This window comes from Nocardioides sp. Z13_37 (genome assembly GCF_058355585.1).
This window is the reverse complement of the sequence record NZ_JBZGDV010000003.1, coordinates 116,517-131,604: the sequence shown is the minus strand read 5'-3', so window position 1 is coordinate 131,604 and position 15,088 is coordinate 116,517. Positions and strand designations below refer to the sequence as shown.

15 protein-coding genes are annotated in these 15,088 nt (G+C 72.1%); 10 read left to right on the top strand and 5 right to left on the bottom strand.

All coding sequences use genetic code 11. The annotated features are described in order from the left end of the window. The first annotated feature begins 74 nt into the window (after positions 1 to 74). From AC4H2S_RS10255 to AC4H2S_RS10245, 3 genes are read left to right on the top strand one after another with little or no spacing between them, the layout of a single operon-like run. The gene (locus AC4H2S_RS10255) at positions 75 to 1,010 is read left to right on the top strand and encodes a 5'-3' exonuclease (RefSeq protein WP_491496875.1); all 936 of its coding nucleotides are present in this window, start codon (positions 75 to 77) and stop codon (positions 1,008 to 1,010) included. 10 nt (positions 1,011 to 1,020) lie between these two features. Beyond that, the gene (locus tag AC4H2S_RS10250) at positions 1,021 to 1,473 is read left to right on the top strand and encodes an Lrp/AsnC family transcriptional regulator (RefSeq protein ID WP_491496874.1); all 453 of its coding nucleotides are present in this window, start codon (positions 1,021 to 1,023) and stop codon (positions 1,471 to 1,473) included. Between the two features lie 46 nt (positions 1,474 to 1,519). Then, complete coding sequence (locus tag AC4H2S_RS10245) at positions 1,520 to 2,170, top strand: maleylpyruvate isomerase family mycothiol-dependent enzyme (RefSeq protein ID WP_491496873.1); 651 nt, start codon at positions 1,520 to 1,522, stop codon at positions 2,168 to 2,170. A 121-nt stretch (positions 2,171 to 2,291) separates the two neighbouring features. Here the strand turns inward: AC4H2S_RS10245 and AC4H2S_RS10240 are convergent, their stop codons facing one another. Then, positions 2,292 to 3,245, bottom strand: coding sequence for a hypothetical protein (locus tag AC4H2S_RS10240; RefSeq protein WP_491496872.1), 954 nt, complete (start codon positions 3,243 to 3,245; stop codon positions 2,292 to 2,294). A 206-nt stretch (positions 3,246 to 3,451) separates the two neighbouring features. Then, on the bottom strand, positions 3,452 to 4,930 hold the full coding sequence (locus tag AC4H2S_RS10235; RefSeq protein ID WP_491496871.1) for a KamA family radical SAM protein: 1,479 nt from the start codon (positions 4,928 to 4,930) through the stop codon (positions 3,452 to 3,454). 169 nt (positions 4,931 to 5,099) lie between these two features. On the opposite strand from AC4H2S_RS10235, the gene kdd reads away from it, so the two are divergent. From kdd to AC4H2S_RS10200, 7 genes are all read left to right on the top strand, one after another. Continuing rightward, positions 5,100 to 6,170 carry an L-erythro-3,5-diaminohexanoate dehydrogenase gene (kdd, locus tag AC4H2S_RS10230; RefSeq protein WP_491496870.1) on the top strand — a complete coding sequence of 357 codons (1,071 nt, stop codon included), beginning with the start codon at positions 5,100 to 5,102 and terminating at the stop codon, positions 6,168 to 6,170. After that, positions 6,170 to 7,762: a lysine 5,6-aminomutase subunit alpha gene (kamD, locus tag AC4H2S_RS10225; RefSeq protein WP_491496869.1), complete on the top strand. Its 1,593-nt coding sequence runs from the start codon at positions 6,170 to 6,172 to the stop codon at positions 7,760 to 7,762. The genes kdd and kamD overlap by 1 nt, the downstream gene beginning before the upstream one ends. Positions 7,763 to 7,838: 76 nt before the next feature. After that, the gene (gene kamE / locus AC4H2S_RS10220; protein WP_491496868.1) at positions 7,839 to 8,606 is read left to right on the top strand and encodes a lysine 5,6-aminomutase subunit beta; all 768 of its coding nucleotides are present in this window, start codon (positions 7,839 to 7,841) and stop codon (positions 8,604 to 8,606) included. Beyond that, positions 8,603 to 9,013, top strand: coding sequence for a 3-aminobutyryl-CoA ammonia lyase (gene kal, locus AC4H2S_RS10215; RefSeq protein ID WP_491496867.1), 411 nt, complete (start codon positions 8,603 to 8,605; stop codon positions 9,011 to 9,013). Before kamE ends, kal begins: the two co-directional genes overlap by 4 nt. A 404-nt stretch (positions 9,014 to 9,417) precedes the next feature. Beyond that, complete coding sequence (gene lnt / locus AC4H2S_RS10210; RefSeq protein ID WP_491496866.1) at positions 9,418 to 10,956, top strand: apolipoprotein N-acyltransferase; 1,539 nt, start codon at positions 9,418 to 9,420, stop codon at positions 10,954 to 10,956. A gap of 23 nt (positions 10,957 to 10,979) precedes the next feature. Further along, on the top strand, positions 10,980 to 11,723 hold the full coding sequence (locus AC4H2S_RS10205; RefSeq protein WP_491496865.1) for a polyprenol monophosphomannose synthase: 744 nt from the start codon (positions 10,980 to 10,982) through the stop codon (positions 11,721 to 11,723). Next, positions 11,720 to 12,235, top strand: a complete 516-nt coding sequence (locus AC4H2S_RS10200) for an FxsA family protein (RefSeq protein ID WP_491496864.1) — start codon at positions 11,720 to 11,722, stop codon at positions 12,233 to 12,235. The genes AC4H2S_RS10205 and AC4H2S_RS10200 overlap by 4 nt, the downstream gene beginning before the upstream one ends. A gap of 12 nt (positions 12,236 to 12,247) precedes the next feature. On the opposite strand, the gene AC4H2S_RS10195 is transcribed toward AC4H2S_RS10200, so the two are convergent. The 3 genes from AC4H2S_RS10195 to AC4H2S_RS10185 all read right to left on the bottom strand — a co-directional run bounded on the left by AC4H2S_RS10195 (position 12,248) and on the right by AC4H2S_RS10185 (position 15,072). Further along, positions 12,248 to 12,628: an RNA polymerase-binding protein RbpA gene (locus AC4H2S_RS10195; RefSeq protein WP_129454004.1), complete on the bottom strand. Its 381-nt coding sequence runs from the start codon at positions 12,626 to 12,628 to the stop codon at positions 12,248 to 12,250. Positions 12,629 to 12,910: 282 nt separating this feature from the next. Continuing rightward, the gene (locus AC4H2S_RS10190) at positions 12,911 to 14,263 is read right to left on the bottom strand and encodes an MFS transporter (RefSeq protein ID WP_491496863.1); all 1,353 of its coding nucleotides are present in this window, start codon (positions 14,261 to 14,263) and stop codon (positions 12,911 to 12,913) included. After that, positions 14,260 to 15,072, bottom strand: coding sequence for a glycerophosphodiester phosphodiesterase family protein (locus AC4H2S_RS10185; protein ID WP_491496862.1), 813 nt, complete (start codon positions 15,070 to 15,072; stop codon positions 14,260 to 14,262). Before AC4H2S_RS10185 ends, AC4H2S_RS10190 begins: the two co-directional genes overlap by 4 nt. Positions 15,073 to 15,088: the final 16 nt, after the last annotated feature.

Sequence of the window (15,088 nt, the reverse complement as noted above, 5' to 3'; positions counted from 1 at the left end):
CGGGCCAGCATCGCCGACCGCGGCGTGGAGCGTGGTGGGCACCGACGACGCCGTGATGTGGAAGGCTTCCGGCCATGTCCACCGGTGACCGCCTCCTGCTCCTCGACACCGCCTCGCTCTACTTCCGGGCGTTCTTCGGTGTGCCCGACTCGGTGAAGGCGCCCGACGGCACTCCGGTCAACGCGGTGCGTGGCCTGATGGACTTCATCAGCCGGCTGGTGGGGGAGTACGACCCGACCCACTTGGCCTGCTGCTGGGACGACGACTGGCGCCCGCAGTGGCGCGTCGACCTGCTGCCCTCGTACAAGGCGCACCGGGTGGTGCGCGAGGTGCCGGGCCCGCGGCCCGACGTCGAGGAGGTGCCCGACCCGCTCGAGGCGCAGGTGCCGGTGATCCGCGAGGTGCTGGCGGCCTACGGCATCCCGGTCGTGGGGCACGCCGAGATGGAGGCCGACGACGTCATCGGCACCCTGGCGACCGGCGCCGGGATGCCGGTCGACATCGTCACCGGCGACCGCGACCTGTTCCAGCTCGTCGACGACGACGCCGAGGTGCGGGTGCTCTACGTCGCGCGCGGCGTCAGCAAGCACGAGCGGGTCGACAACGCCTGGGTGCGTGCCAAGTACGGCGTCGACGCGCGGCAGTACGCCGACCTCGCCACGCTGCGGGGCGACGCCTCCGACGGCCTCCCCGGCGTCGCCGGGGTCGGCGACAAGACGGCAGCGACGCTGCTCGGCAGGTTCGGGACGGTCGAGGCGATCATCGAGGCGGCCGGCGACCCCGACTCCGACATGGGGCCCGGGCCGCGGGGCAAGATCAAGGCCGCCGCCGACTACCTGGCCGTGGCGCCGCGCGTGGTCGCCGTACGCCGTGACCTCGACCTGGGCTCGCCCGACCTGACCCGCCCGCGCACGCCCGCCGACCACGACGCGGTGGTCGCGCTCGACACCCGCTGGGGCCTCGGCTCGTCTGCCGTGCGCCTCGTGCAGGCGCTGTCCGGGTCGGACTAGGGTGTCGCGGGTGAGCTCCTCCGAGGTCGACGCCAAGGATCGCCAGATCCTCGCGCTGCTGGCGACCGACGGCCGGATGTCGTTCACCGACCTCGGCAAGGCGACCGACCTGTCGACCTCCGCGGTGCACCAACGCGTCAAGCGGCTCGAGCAGCGCGGGCTGATCAAGGGCTATGGCGCGACGATCGACCACGAGCAGCTCGGCCGCCCGCTCACGGCCTTCATCTCGATCACCCCGATCGACCCCTCCCAGCCCGACGACTACCCCGAGCGGCTGATGGGCATCTCGGAGATCGAGTCGTGCTGGTCGGTCGCCGGCGAGGAGTCCTACATCCTCAAGATCCGCGTCGCCACGCCGTACGCGCTCGAGGAGCTGCTGGCCCGGATCCGCGGCGCCGCGAGCGTGTCGACCCGCACCACGATCGTGCTCTCGACCCCCTACGAGAACCGTCCCCTGGACTGACCCGGGCCGGTGCCGCGGCCCCAGCCACCCTCGGTGGGAGCCCGCCATGACAGACATCCCCGCACTCACCGACCTCGTCCGGGGCGAGCGACGCGCGTTCATCGACACGCTGCGCGCGCTCGACGACGACCAGTGGCAGGCGCCGTCCCTCTGCGCCGGCTGGCGGGTGGTCGACGTCGCCGCCCATCTTGCGTGGGCGCCGGTCCTGGGTCTCGGCGCCGCCGCGGTCGGGTTGGCCCGCCACGGCTTCTCGGTCAACCGGATGATCGCGCGGTCCGCGGTCGAGTGGTCGGCGCGCGGGCGCGAGGAGGTCCTGGCCCAGCTGGAGGGCAACCTCGCCGACGACGCCCGGCCGGCGGGGATGCCCGCGGTGGCCGCCCTGGCCGACGCCGTGGTGCACGGCCTCGACGTGCGCCGCCCGCTGGGCCTGCCGCACGCGGTGCCCCCGGAGGCGCTCGCCCCGGTCGCCGACTTCGCCCTCCACACGCCGTGGCCGCTGACCGCCGTGGTCGGCGGCAGCGCGCGGCGCCGGGTGTCGGGCGTACGCCTGGTCGCCGAGGACGCGGGGTGGTCCCACGGCTCGGGCCCCGAGGTCCGCACGAGCGCGGAGGCGGTGCTTCTCCTCCTCCACGGCCGCCCGCCCGCCCCCTCCGAGCTCTTCGGCCCCGGGGTGGCGACCCTGCTCGCCCGGCTCTGACGGTCCCCCGTTGCCGTCCGGCCGCGCTGCGGTTTCCCCGGTCAACCGGGGAAACCCCGACATATGGGGGCATGCACGCCACCAGAAGTCTGCAAACGACGCGAGAAGTCCCGCGATACGGTCAGGCCCCGACGGGGCGCCGGCGGCTCTCCAGCACCCGACGGATGCGCGCAGCGGTGGCGACGGGCGCCTCCAGGTCTGCCCACCCGATGCGCAGGCACACCCACCCGGTCAACTGGCACACCCGCTCCTCGCGCGCCTTCTCCCGCATGAGGTAGGCGTCGAGGGTCTCGCCCTCGCGCCGGAAGCGCGCGTACTTGACCTTGCCGTCGAACTCCAGGAAGACGCCGTGGTCCGGCCAGGCGAAGTCGAGGCGGGCGAACAGGCGGCTGTGCTCGTCGTAGACCGCGAGCTGCGGCTCGGGGCGGGGCAGCCGCTGCTGGCGGCACAGGTAGTACGTGCGGGTCTCGGCCGGCGACTCCATCCGCTCGTCGGCCAGCGCGACCACCAGGTGCGCGGACAGCGTGTGCGGCCAGTGCTTCATGGCGTGCACCGCCTCCAGGAGCTCTGGACGGGTGAGGTGCCCGGCGTGGAGCAGACCGTTGACCACCACGAGGGCCTGCTCGGGCGGGGTCGTGGCGATGACCTCGACGGCGCAGCGGGGTGCGGGCGTGAGCCGAACGCCGCCGACGAGCTGCACATCGGTCTCGACGAGGTCGCCGCCGTGGTGGATCACCCCCGCCTCGCGACGCGCCCCCTTGCCGTCCGTGCGCGTCGTGTGCACCTCGTCCAGCGCGATGTTCCAGACCGGCACCCGCCGCTCGATCGCCGCCGACACGTGGGAGAGCACCGCCGACGGGTGCGAAGTGCGCAGCACGGCGCGGCAGGTCACCCGGTGGCGGTCCTCGGGCGACAACCCGTCCCACAGGGCCCGCTCGACGTACGCGCCGTGCCGGACGCGGTGGAGATGACCCGCGGCGACGAGGCGAGACAACTGGTAGTCGGTGTACCCGTCCTCGACGAGCTCACGTCGCAATCGTACGGCGTGGTCGAGGTCCGGCGGGAGTGTCTGCACGGCGACAGCGTGCCCGGGTCACGCGGTGGGGCAAACAGTCCGGCACTGCCTGTGGACAAGCCGCACGGCCGGGTGCGGCCGACCTCTCGCGCGAGTTGCGGACTTCTCGGGGCGTACATGCCCCGAGAAGTCGGGGTTTCCCCGGTCAACCGGGGAAAACCAGCGCCAACGCGCGAAGCAGCGAGGGGGGAGGGAGGAGCGAGGCCTCAGTAGGCCTGGAGGGCGGCGGTGCGGCGGGAGGCCTCGGCCATCTCGGCGGCCTTGAGCGAGGCCTCGTCGAGGCGGCCGTGCTCCTCCCACCACTGCTGCCCGGCCTCGGGCAGGGTGTGGATCGGGTCGTAGTACTCGAAGTGGCGCGACAGGGCCTCGGCGTCGTCGGACTCGATGGACGTGCGGTAGTTCTTCGTCCAGTAGGAGATGCCGCGCTCGGTGTCGTAGTCGGCGTTCTGGTGCACCCAGCGCTTGCCGACGAACGGGACGTCGCACACGATGCGCGGCGTCGCGAAGCCCGGCAGGTAGCCCATGATGTGGTGCTGCAGGCGCTGCGCGTCGGCGAGCGAGACGCGCCAGTGCTCCGAGAACGGGATCATGTCGCACATGTAGAAGTAGTAGGGCATGACCTGGGCGCCGTCGAGCAGGCGGAAGCACAGGTCGAGCAGGGTGTGCGGGTCGGCGTTGACGCCGTTGAGCAGGACGCCCTGGTTGCGTACGTCGCGCAGGCCGGCGTCGAGCATCGCCCGCGACGCCTCGGCGACGATCGGCGTCACGGAGTTCGCGTGGTTGGCGTGGGTGTGCATCGCCAGCGAGACGCCGCGCGAGCGGGCGACGGCGGCGACGCGGGCCACGCCCTCGACCACGTCGGGCTGCAGCCAGTGCTGCGGCAGGCCGATCAGGGCCTTGGTCGCGAGCCGGATGTCGCGGATGTTGTCGACCTCGAGCACCGACATGAGGAACGACTCGAGGCGCGGCCACGGCATGTTGGCGACGTCGCCACCGGAGACCACGACGTCGCGCACCGACGGCGTGCGGCGCAGGTAGTCGATCATGTCGCCGAGGCGGTCGTTGGGCTTGCCGGCGAACTTGAGCTTGTCGATGACCGGCGTCGAGTTGCCGACCAGGTCCATGCGGGTGCAGTGGCCGCAGTACTGCGGGCAGGTCGGCAGCAGCTCGGCGAGGACCTTCGTGGGGTAGCGGTGGGTGAGGCCCTCGGTCGCCCACATGTCGTGCTCGTGGAGGGAGTCGCGCGCGGCGTGGGGGTGCGAGGGCCAGTCGGTGCGACGGTCGCTGAAGACCGGGATCATGTAGTGCCGGATCGGGTCGACGTCGAACGCCTCGGTCAGCGACCCGGCGCCGGCGGGCTCGAAGGTGGGCACCATCGTGTTCATCATCTGCGGCGGCACGAGCATCGACATGGTCGCCCGCTCGGCCTGGTCGCGCTCGAGGTCGGCGTAGAACCGCTCGTCGAGCAGGTCGCCCATCAGCTCGCGCAGCTGCTTGACGTTCTTGATGCAGTGGGCGCGCTGCCACTGCACCGAGGCCCAGTCGGCGGCGGTGACGTCGGACCAGCCGGGGAAGCGCGTCCAGTCGGGCTCGACGAGCTCGACGCGCTGGTAGGGGTAGGGCTGGCCGGCGTCGCGGCCGGTGGCGAGGTCGGTCCCGAGGGCGGGGGCGGTCTCGATGCTCATCAGGTCTCCTTGCGATGGCCCCGGGCCGAGCGGGAGCGGGGTCGGGTCGGGCGGCGCGCCGGTTGTGTGCGCGCCGACACATCTGGGAGAGTACGTGGAGAAAGTGCGGCGAGTCCAATGCCACGCCGCAAGATTTGCGGTCCAGCACGAACGTAGAAGGATGCCCTGCATGAACACCTCCTCGGACATCCAGGCGGACGTCCGCACCAGTGACCCCACCGGCCTCCACCGGGTGCTCGACGAGCGGACGGTGCTGCCGCAGGCGGCCGAGCGCCTCGACACCCGCGCCGAGCTCTGGCCCGACGAGGTGCGCGTGCGCGTCGAGCGGCTCAACCTCGACGCGGCCTCGTTCCGCCAGCTCGAGCGCAGGCACGCCGGCGACGGCGACGCCGTGCGCGCGGAGGTGCGCGACATCGTCGCCACCCGCGGCAAGATGCAGAACCCCGAGACCGGCTCCGGCGGCATGCTCGTCGGCACCGTCGAGGAGGTCGGGCCCGAGTCGCCGCTCGGCCTGTCGGTGGGCGACCGCATCGCCACGCTGGTCAGCCTCACGCTGACTCCCCTCGTCATCGAGGACGGCCTCGCCGGCTGGGACGGGCGCAGCGAGCAGGTGCCCTGCGACGGCTACGCCGTGCTCTTCGGGCGCTCGATCGCCGCCGTCATCCCCGACGACCTCGACCCCGCCCTCTCGCTCAGCGTGATGGACGTCTGCGGGGCCCCGGCACTCACCGCCCGCGTCGTCGAGGAGTACGTCGCCCGCGGGCAGGCGCCGACCGTGGCCGTGATCGGTGGCGCGGGCAAGTCCGGCTCGCTGAGCCTGGCCGCCGCCCGCGCGGCCGGCGCAGGTCGCACCGTCGGCGTCGTGCCCCACCAGGGCGAGCACGACCTGCTCACCGACGCCGGCCTCGCCGACGCGGTGGCGCTCGCGGACGCCCGCGACCCGATCGCCCTGCGCGACGCTGTCGTGGCGGCCGGCGGCGGCCCGGCCGACGTCACCGTCGTCTGCGTCGACGTGCCCGGGTGCGAGGGCGGCGCGATCCTGTCGACCGCCGAGGGCGGCACGGTGATCTTCTTCTCCATGGCCACCAGCTTCAGCGCCGCCGCCCTGGGCGCGGAGGGCCTGGCGGCCGACGTGCGGATGCTGGTCGGCAACGGCTACGTCCCGGGCCATGCCGCGCTCGCCATGGACCTGCTGCGCGGCGACGCCGGCGTCCGCGCCCTGTTCGAGCGGAGGCTCTGATGGCGTCCACGACCGGCCGGCTCGGCCTCGACCGCGCCGAGGTGCGCCGCGCGCGCACCCTCGCGCGCCAGGTCGGCAAGCCCATCGTCGACCTCGCCCAGCGCCACACCACGGTGAGCGTCGAGCGCGCCACGCTGCGCCTCGCCGGGCTCGGCGGGGCCGACCCCGACGGCACCCCGTGGGTCAACCGGCTCGCCGACGCCGTACGCGCCGACACCGGCCTCGAGCACGGCGTCAGCGCGCCCGTGTGGGACGCGCTGCTGCGCGGTGAGGGCGACGACCTGCTCACCCTCGCCCAGAAGGCGGCCGCCGGCTCGGTGACCTTCCGGGTCCCGGAGGGCAAGGACGCCACCAGGGCGCGCGCCGCGGCGCGCAAGGCGGTCGGCGCCGGCATCAAGCAGGTCGACCGGCAGCGGGTGGCGCGCGAGCGGATGATCGCGCGGGTCGGCGACGCGCCCAGCAAGCCGTGGATCTACCTCATCGTCGCCACGGGCGACATCCACGAGGACATCCCGCAGGCCCAGGCCGCGGCCCGTGAGGGCGCCGACGTCATCGCGGTGATCCGCTCCACCGGGCAGTCGCTGCTCGACTTCGTGCCCGAGGGCGCGACGCGTGAGGGGTTCGCGGGCACCTACGCCACCCAGGAGAACTTCCGGCTGATGCGAGCCGCGCTCGACGAGACGTCGCGGGAGCTCGGCCGCTACGTCCGGCTCACCAACTACGCCTCCGGCCTGTGCATGCCCGAGATCGCGGCGCTCGCCGGCCTCGAGCGGCTCGACATGATGCTCAACGACTCGATGTACGGGATCCTCTTCCGCGACATCAACCCGATCCGCACCTTCGTCGACCAGCGCTTCAGCCGGCAGGTCCACGCCCGGGCGGGCATCATCATCAACACGGGCGAGGACAACTACCTCACCACGGCCGACGCCGTCGAGGCCGCGCACACCGTGACCACCAGCCAGCTGCTCAACGAGTACTTCGCCAAGGAGGCGGGCCTCGAGGACTGGCAGCTCGGCCTGGGCCACGCCTTCGAGATCGACCCGGCCGTCCCCGACTCGTTCCGCCTCGAGCTGGCCCACGCCATGCTCGCGCGCGACCTGTTCCCCGACGCGCCGTTGAAGTGGATGCCCCCGACGCGCCACATGACCGGCGACATCTTCAAGGGCTACCTGCTCGACGGCTTCTTCAACCTCGTCGGCGCCCTCACCGGCCAGGGGATCCTGCTCGTGGGCATGATGACCGAGGCGGTCGTCACCCCGTGGATCTCCGACCGCGACCTGGCCCTGCAGAACGTCCGCTACGTCATGAACGCGGCCGGCAACCTGCACGAGGACTTCCGCCCGGCGCCCGACGGCTTCATCGCCGGGAGGGCGCGCGAGGTGCTCGGGGAGGCCATCGGCCTGCTCGAGGAGATCAAGGCCGACCGCAGCGTTCCGGGCCAGCCGCCGCTGCTCTCCGCCATCGCGGACGGCACGTTCGGCCTGATGAAGCGCCCGGCCGACAAGGGCAAGGGCCTCGAGGGCGTGGCCCGCAAGGCGGCCGACTACTACAACCCGGCGACCGAGATCCTCGAAGGAGCGCAACGATGAGCGAGCGCAGCGAGCGCATCAGCGAGCACAGTGCCCCTTGTGCCTCATGGGCGCACGGAGCGAAGCGAGTACGTCCATGAGCCTGATCCGGCCGTACGGCGACACCACGGGTGACGGCATGGTGCAGCTGTCGTTCACGCTGCCGATCGCGCACTCCAAGGTCGCCGAGGGCGCGGCGGTGCAGCTCGCCAACAAGATGGGCATGGACCCGGCCCTGGTCGTCCACGCCAAGCCGATGGGGGAGGGGTTCACGTTCTTCGTCGTCTACGGCCGCGTCAACCACCTCGTGGACCCCAGCACGGTGGAGGTCGTCGAGCGCGACTACCCGCTGCTGACCCCCAAGGAGGCCAACGCCGCGATCAAGCGCTCGCTGCGCCGCCGCCTGGTGGTCGTCGGCGGGTGCATCGGCACCGACGCCCACACCGTCGGCATCGACGCGATCCTCAACATCAAGGGGTTCGCGGGGGAGAAGGGCCTGGAGTACTACCGCGAGCTCAAGGTCGTGAACCTCGGCGCCCAGGTCTCCGTCCCGCAGCTCGTCGAGGCCGCGCACGAGGAGAAGGCCGACGCCGTGCTGGTCTCGCAGGTCGTGACGCAGCGCGACGCCCACCTGCTCAACACCCGGGAGATGTCGGCGGCGTTCCGCGAGGCCTACCCGGCCGCGCAGCGCCCGCTGCTCGTGGTGGGCGGACCCCGCTTCGACGAGACCATGGCAGGCGAGCTCGGCGTCGACCGCGTCTTCGGCCGGGGCACCACGCCCGGCGAGGTCGCGTCGTTCATCGTCCACCGGCTCACCGGCCCCCGCCCGGGCACCCAGCAGGACGAGAAGGAGAAGGCCTCATGAGCGAGTCCGTCGCGAGCCGGGTCGGCACGGTCGTCACCCACCGCCGCTACGTCCCCTACTCCCACGCCCACTACGCCGGCAACCTCGTCGACGGGGCCTACAGCCTCGGCCTCTTCGGCGACGTGGCCACCGAGATGTGCATCGTCCTCGACGGCGACGAGGGGTTGTTCGCCTCCTACTCCGACGTCCAGTTCCGGGCCCCGGTCCGGGCCGGCGACGTAGTCCAGGTCACCGCGACGCTGGTGCGCGAGGGCACCCGCAGTCGGGTGATGGACTTCACGGTGAACATCGTGGGGCGGGGCGCGCCGACCCCGGACGCGCCGGGCCGCGCCGAGGTGCTCGACCCGCCGGTCGTCGCCACGACCGCCACGGGCACGGTCGTCGTCCCCCCTGCCGCGCAGGCCTAGGCACACGAATCGGCGTGTCATGCGCCGACACGCCGAGAACCTCGAAATTTGTCTCGCGAGTTTGCGCGGCAGCACCCTCGCGTGACCTGCGAGAACACACGTTCGCGCAGGTCAGGACCGTGTTGACACCCCCCTCGCGCGCGGGGGAGGGTTTCGGGGTCCGCCTGTGCAGCTCGCGGGTGGCGCCTTCGGCAGAAGGGAGACGAACGTGGGGTACGTGACGCCAGCGATGCCCTCCGTCCGTCGACTCGTCGACGGCGTCCCGCGGGGGCTGGATGCGGGAGGGGTCCCGGGGCCGTAGACAACTTCGTGCACGCGTCAGCCAGGCGGGTGCGCGTTGGTCCGAAGCCCCAGGGTCCCTCCCGCACCGCTGCAGGCGATCAGCCGTCGGCTACGGTCTTTGCGTGCCGCTCCGCGTCCTCATCGCCTTCGCCGGCGGCCTCGTCCTGGCAGCCGCGTTCGAGCCGATCGGCTACGCGTGGCTGATGCCTCCAGCCATCGCGGTGCTGGTGCTGTGCGTACGCGGCCTGTCGCCGCGTCGTGCCTGGGTGCCCAGCCTCGCGTTCGGTGTGGCGTTCACGTTCGCGGTGATGGTGTGGATGCGCTCGGTCGGCACCGACGCCTGGATCGCGATGTGCGCCATGGAGTCGGCGTTCTTCATCCCACTCGGCGTGGGGCTCGCGTGGAGCATGCGGGTGCGCGCCTGGCCGGCGCTCGCCGCCCTGTGGTGGGTCGGCATCGAGACGCTGCGCAGCGGCTTCCCCTTCAGCGGCATGCCCTTCGGCCGGCTGGTGTTCGCGACCGCCGACACGCCGTGGGCCGACGCCCTGCCGTGGATCGGGATGACCGGGGTGAGCCTCCTCGTCGCGCTCACCGGCACCACGCTGGCCTGGGTGGTCCTGCAGCTGCGCTCCCCGTCGCGCGCGACGTACGCCGCGGTGGCTGCGCTGGTCGTGGTCACCCTGGCCCCGGCGCTCGTGCCCTACCCCCTCGAGCGCACCGGCAGCGCCACGGTCGCCGCCGTCCAGGGCGACGTCCCGGGCACCGGTCTCAACGTCCCGGCGGTGCACCGTCAGGTCACCGCCGACCACGCCCGCCTCACCCGCGAGCTCGCCGACGCGGTCGCGGCGGGGGACCAGCCCCGGCCCGACTTCGTCGTGTGGCCGGAGAACTCGACGGCCGTCGACCCGTTCCTCGACACCGAGGTGCACGGCGAGATCGTCGCCGCCTCCGACGCCATCGACGTGCCGATCATCGTGGGCGGCACCAACAGCAACCCGCTCGACGACACCCAGGTGCTCAACCAGGGCATCGTCTACCAGCCCGGCCTCGGGAGTGGTGACCGCTACACCAAGCGGCACCCGGTGCCCTACGGCGAGTACATCCCCTTCCGGGGCAGCAGCTGGATGCCCTCGTCCTACGGCCGGCTCACCGAGGTGGGCCGCGACATGGTGCGCGGCACGAGCCTGGAGCCGATGCGGGTGGGCGACGTCCGCGTCGCCGACGCGATCTGCTTCGACGTCGCCTACGACGAGGGCATCGCCGGCCAGGTGGCCCGCGGCGCCGACCTGGTGACCGTGCAGACCAGCAACGCGATGTTCAGCCGCACCGGTCAGCTCGCCCAGCAGTTCGAGATCAGCCGGCTGCGCGCCCAGGAGACCGGCCGCTGGGTCGTGGTGGCCGCGATCAACGGCATCTCCGGCGTCGTGCGCCCCGACGGCACCGTGGTCGCCTCGGTGCCCGCGCGCGGCCAGGAGGTGCTGGTGGAGGAGGTCGGCCTCAGCACGACGATCACCCCCGCGGTCCGGTTCGGCGTCTGGCCCGCCCGACTCGCGCTCGCGTTCCTGCTCCTCCACACGGTCGTGGTCCTCATCGCCTATCGTCGTCGCCGGCAGCGTGACCGCGTCGCCGACCCTCGCCCGGAGACCCCGGCGAGCCCCTGAGCCCCGGAGTGAGGTGCGCACGCGTGAGCGTCGACGGACTCGGCCGCTGCGTGATGGTCGTGCCGACCTACAACGAGTCGGAGAACCTCGAGTGGATCGTGGGCCGGCTCCGGGCCGCGCAGCCCGGCGTCGACGTCATGGTGGTCGACGACAACAGCCCCGACGGCACCGGCGAGCTCGCCGACCGGCTGGCCGCCGCGGACCCGGCCGTCAGCGTGGTGCACCGCACCGAGAAGGCCGGGCTGGGGGCCGCCTACCTGCACGGCTTCGATGTCGCGCTCCGGGCGGGCTACGACGTCATCGGGGAGATGGACGCCGACGGGTCCCACCAGCCCGAGCAGCTCGGGCGACTCCTCGACGCGCTGCGCACCGCCGGCCTGGTGATCGGGTCGCGCTACGTGCCGGGCGGCTCGGTGGTCAACTGGCCGGTGGGGCGCCTCCTGCTGTCGCGGGGCGGCAATGTCTACGTCCGGCTGCTGCTCGGGATGCGGGTCAAGGACGCCACCGCCGGCTACCGCCTGTTCCGACGCACCACGCTCGAGGCGATCGACCTTGGCTCGGTGAGGTCTACTGGATACGTGTTCCAGACCGATCTCGCCTATCGCACCGTGTCGCGTGGCTTCCGGGTCACCGAGGTGCCGATCGACTTCGTCGAGCGTGAGCGCGGCGACTCCAAGATGAGTGGCCAGGTGGCCGGCGAGTCGCTGCGGATGATCACCCGGTGGGGACTGTCGCAGCGGTGGTCCCGGCTGCGGGGGCGGGCATGAGCCAGCCGTTCCCGACGTCCCCGCGGCCCCGGCGCCGCTGGCTGCGGCCGCTGCTGGTCGTCGCGTTCGTCGTCGTGCCCCTGGTCGAGATCTGGGCCATCCTGGAGGTCGGCCAGCTCGTCGGCCCCTGGTGGACGATCGTGCTGCTCGTCCTCGACAGCATGCTCGGCGCGTGGCTGATCAGGCGCGAGGGCGCCCGGGCGTGGGCCGCGCTCCGGGAGGCGCTCTACAGCGGCCGCATGCCCGCCAAGGAGATCGCCGACGGTGCGCTGATCCTCATCGGCGGCACGTTGATGCTGAGCCCGGGCTTCGTCCTCGACATCGCGGGCATCGTGTTGATCCTGCCCTTCACCCGACCGGTCGCGCGCCGGCTGCTCACCAAGGTCGTCGAGCGACGCCTCGTGGTCGCACCGGGCTTCGGCTTCCCCCCCGGCCCGTTCGGGCCCGGGAACGACACTCGCCCCGGACCGGGGCCCGAGGGCCCGGTGGTCCGGGGCGACGTCGTCGAGTGACGCGTCAGCCGCTCAGCTGACCCGCTTCTTCTTGTTGGCGCGGTGCAGGTGCGCGGGGCCGATCTCGCCTCCGCGCAGCAGCTCGAGACGCTCCTTGAGGATGTCCTCGAGCTCCTTCTCCGAGCGCCGCTCCAGGAGCATGTCCCAGTGCGTGCGCGCGGGCTTCTCCACCTTCTCCTCGGGGAGGATCCCCGCCGTGCTCAGCGCCTCGGCGCCGCAGCGCGGGCACTCCCAGACCGCCGGGATGTCGGCCTCGACCGACATCGTCACCTCGAAGTCGTGACCCTGCTTGCACCGGTAACCGACCTGCTGGCGAGCGGCGAACTCGATGCCGCGCTCGTCCTCGAAACTCTGGCCGCCGAGTCGTGCGCCACGTAGTGTGCGCTCCGCCACCGTGCCCACCTCCATTGGATTGCTGACACCCGTTGTGTTGTGTTCGGGTCTTCTCCGGTGCAACGAGCCAGAACCCTCGATGGTGACGCCGCTCGTGACGACGCGGCTCGCCTGCACCGAACTCCTACGATCTTCAACGGTAGCGGGGTCGCTCCAATTCCGCGGATTTACCGCGACACCCCCCACGCTCAGGCGTGACGGAATGCACCCCCAGGGGTGGAGCGCGTCCCGGGCCCTGCAGATCAGCGCCCCGACGAGGCGCCGGGCGGGCCCGGCCGGGCGTCAGATGACCGCCGGCACGTCGTTGCCCGCGTCGCGGATGCCCTTGGCGGTGTCGACGCGCATGAGCAGCAGGCCGCCCACCACGAAGAACACGATCAGCGCGAAGATCGCCGGTCGGTAGGAGTCGGTGAAGGTGTAGACCAGGCCGAACACCAGCGTGCCGAACCACGACGTGCCGCGCTCCATGGCGTGGTAGAAGCTGAAGAACTCGGCCTCCTTGCCGCGGGGGATCAGCAGCGAGAAGTAGGAGCGGGCCAGCGCCTGGGTGCCGCCGAGGACCAGCCCGATCGCAGCACCGAGCACCAGGAGGGGGACGAGCGACTTCTCGGGGATGACCAGCCCGGCGGTGACGATGGCCATCCAGATGACCAGGCCGCCGAGAATGGTGTTCTTCGCGCCACGGCGCGCCGCGATGCGGCCGAACAGCAGCGCCCCGCCGACCGCGACGAACTGCACCAGGAGGTAGACGCCGAGCATGGTGCCCTGCGCGAAGCCGAGCTCCTCCACGCCGTAGACGGAGGCTTGGCTGATCACGGTCTGGATGCCGTCGTTGAAGAACAGGTAGGCGAGCAGGAACGTCAGCGCGACGGGATAGTTGCGCAGCTCCTTGAGGGTGATCCAGAGCTGGCCGAAGCTGCGCTGCAGGACGCCTCCCTCGACGTGCTCGACGTGGACCGGCGGGTGGTTCTGCAGCCCCCGGTAGGGAATGAAGGTGAAGGCGGCCCACCACAGGGCGGCGGAGAGCAGCGAGATCCGCACGGCCATGCCCTCGGTGAGGCCGAAGGTGTCGTGGAGGCTCACCAGCACGAAGTTGACCGCGAGCAGCAGGCCACCGCCGGCGTAGCCGTAGGCCCAGCCGCGCGAGGAGACCCGGTCGCGGTCGGACTCGGAGGAGATGATCGGCAGGATCGAGTCGTTGACCACCGCCGAGGCGGCGAAGCACAGGTTGGCCAGGATGAACGTGATCGCGCCGAGCTGCCAGTTGTCGCCGGTCATGAAGAACAACAGCGCGGCGAAGAACGCGCCGGCCCACGCGAATCCGGCGAGCAGGTCCTTCTTGCGCGACGTGCGGTCGGCTACGGCCCCGAGCAGGGGGAGCACGACGGCGGAGATGAGCGTGGAGAACGTGATGACGTAGGCCGGCAGCGCGCCGGGGGCGACCGACAGCCCGAGCACCGAGACCCGGTTGTCGACCGCGGCCTCCTTCGCGACCGCGATCAGGTAGGGCCCGAAGAGGACGCCGGACACCGTCGTGGCGAAGGCGCTGTTGGCCCAGTCGTAGAAGTACCAGGCCCGCTGCTCCTTGGCCTGCGCCAACGGCGACAGGTCCGCGATGCCGTCCACCTTGCTCATGCCTGATCCTCCACGTGTCCGTTCCACTGTCCGCGGGCGCGGAGCACGTCCCTGAGTATGTCCGTGCGATCGGTCATGATGCCGTCGACACCACGGTCGAGGAGGGCGTTCATCTCGATCGGGTCGTCGATCGTCCACACGTGCACCTGCAGTCCGGCCGCGTGCGCGCGTCGGACGAGCCCTCGCGAGACCACCAGCACCCGGCCGCGGTGGTGCGGCACCTGCAGCGCGACCGGGCGCCCGCGCGTGAGCCACCGCGCGAGCCGGGCGCTGGGCGAGAGCACGAAGGCGACCACCTCGAGGGGGTGGGCCGAGGTCGCCACCCGGCCCCCCGTGCGGCGGCGGAACCCCTCGAGCCGGCGACGCGAGAACGAGCCGACCAGCACCCGGTCCCAGGCGGCGCGCTCCTCGATGAACTCCGCCAGCGCCTCCACCGCACCGTCGGCCTTGAGGTCGACGTTGAACCGCGTGGTGGGGAACGCGTCGAACAGCTCGGCGAGCGTCGGCACCGACTCGCTGCCGCCGACGACCGCACGCTGCACCTCGGCGTAGGTCGACTCCGCGATGCTGCCCGTGCGGTCGGTCACCCGGTCCAGGACCGTGTCGTGGAAGGCCAGGAGCACGCCGTCGCTGGTGACGTGGACGTCGGTCTCCAGGTAGGCGTAGCCGAGCTCGACCGCGTGGGTGAAGGCGGTGAGCGTGTTCTCCAGGCCCTCGATCTCCGGGTGGTAGGCACCACCACGGTGGGCGAAGGCGAGCGGGCGGGGCGCGTCGAGGTAGGGCGGGACGCCTGGTCGGGGGGATCGCACGCGAGAAGTATGCGGT

Excerpts from the sequence above, each read along its gene's own strand:
- AC4H2S_RS10235 (WP_491496871.1), bottom strand. The coding sequence starts at position 4,930 with ATGAGCATCGAGACCGCCCCCGCCCTCGGGACCGACCTCGCCACCGGC.
- AC4H2S_RS10245 (WP_491496873.1), top strand. The coding sequence starts at position 1,520 with ATGACAGACATCCCCGCACTCACCGACCTCGTCCGGGGCGAGCGACGC.
- kal (WP_491496867.1), top strand. The coding sequence starts at position 8,603 with ATGAGCGAGTCCGTCGCGAGCCGGGTCGGCACGGTCGTCACCCACCGC.
- AC4H2S_RS10200 (WP_491496864.1), top strand. The coding sequence starts at position 11,720 with ATGAGCCAGCCGTTCCCGACGTCCCCGCGGCCCCGGCGCCGCTGGCTG.
- kamE (WP_491496868.1), top strand. The coding sequence starts at position 7,839 with ATGAGCCTGATCCGGCCGTACGGCGACACCACGGGTGACGGCATGGTG.
- kamD (WP_491496869.1), top strand. The coding sequence starts at position 6,170 with ATGGCGTCCACGACCGGCCGGCTCGGCCTCGACCGCGCCGAGGTGCGC.
- kdd (WP_491496870.1), top strand. The coding sequence starts at position 5,100 with ATGAACACCTCCTCGGACATCCAGGCGGACGTCCGCACCAGTGACCCC.
- AC4H2S_RS10255 (WP_491496875.1), top strand. The coding sequence starts at position 75 with ATGTCCACCGGTGACCGCCTCCTGCTCCTCGACACCGCCTCGCTCTAC.
- AC4H2S_RS10190 (WP_491496863.1), bottom strand. The coding sequence starts at position 14,263 with ATGAGCAAGGTGGACGGCATCGCGGACCTGTCGCCGTTGGCGCAGGCC.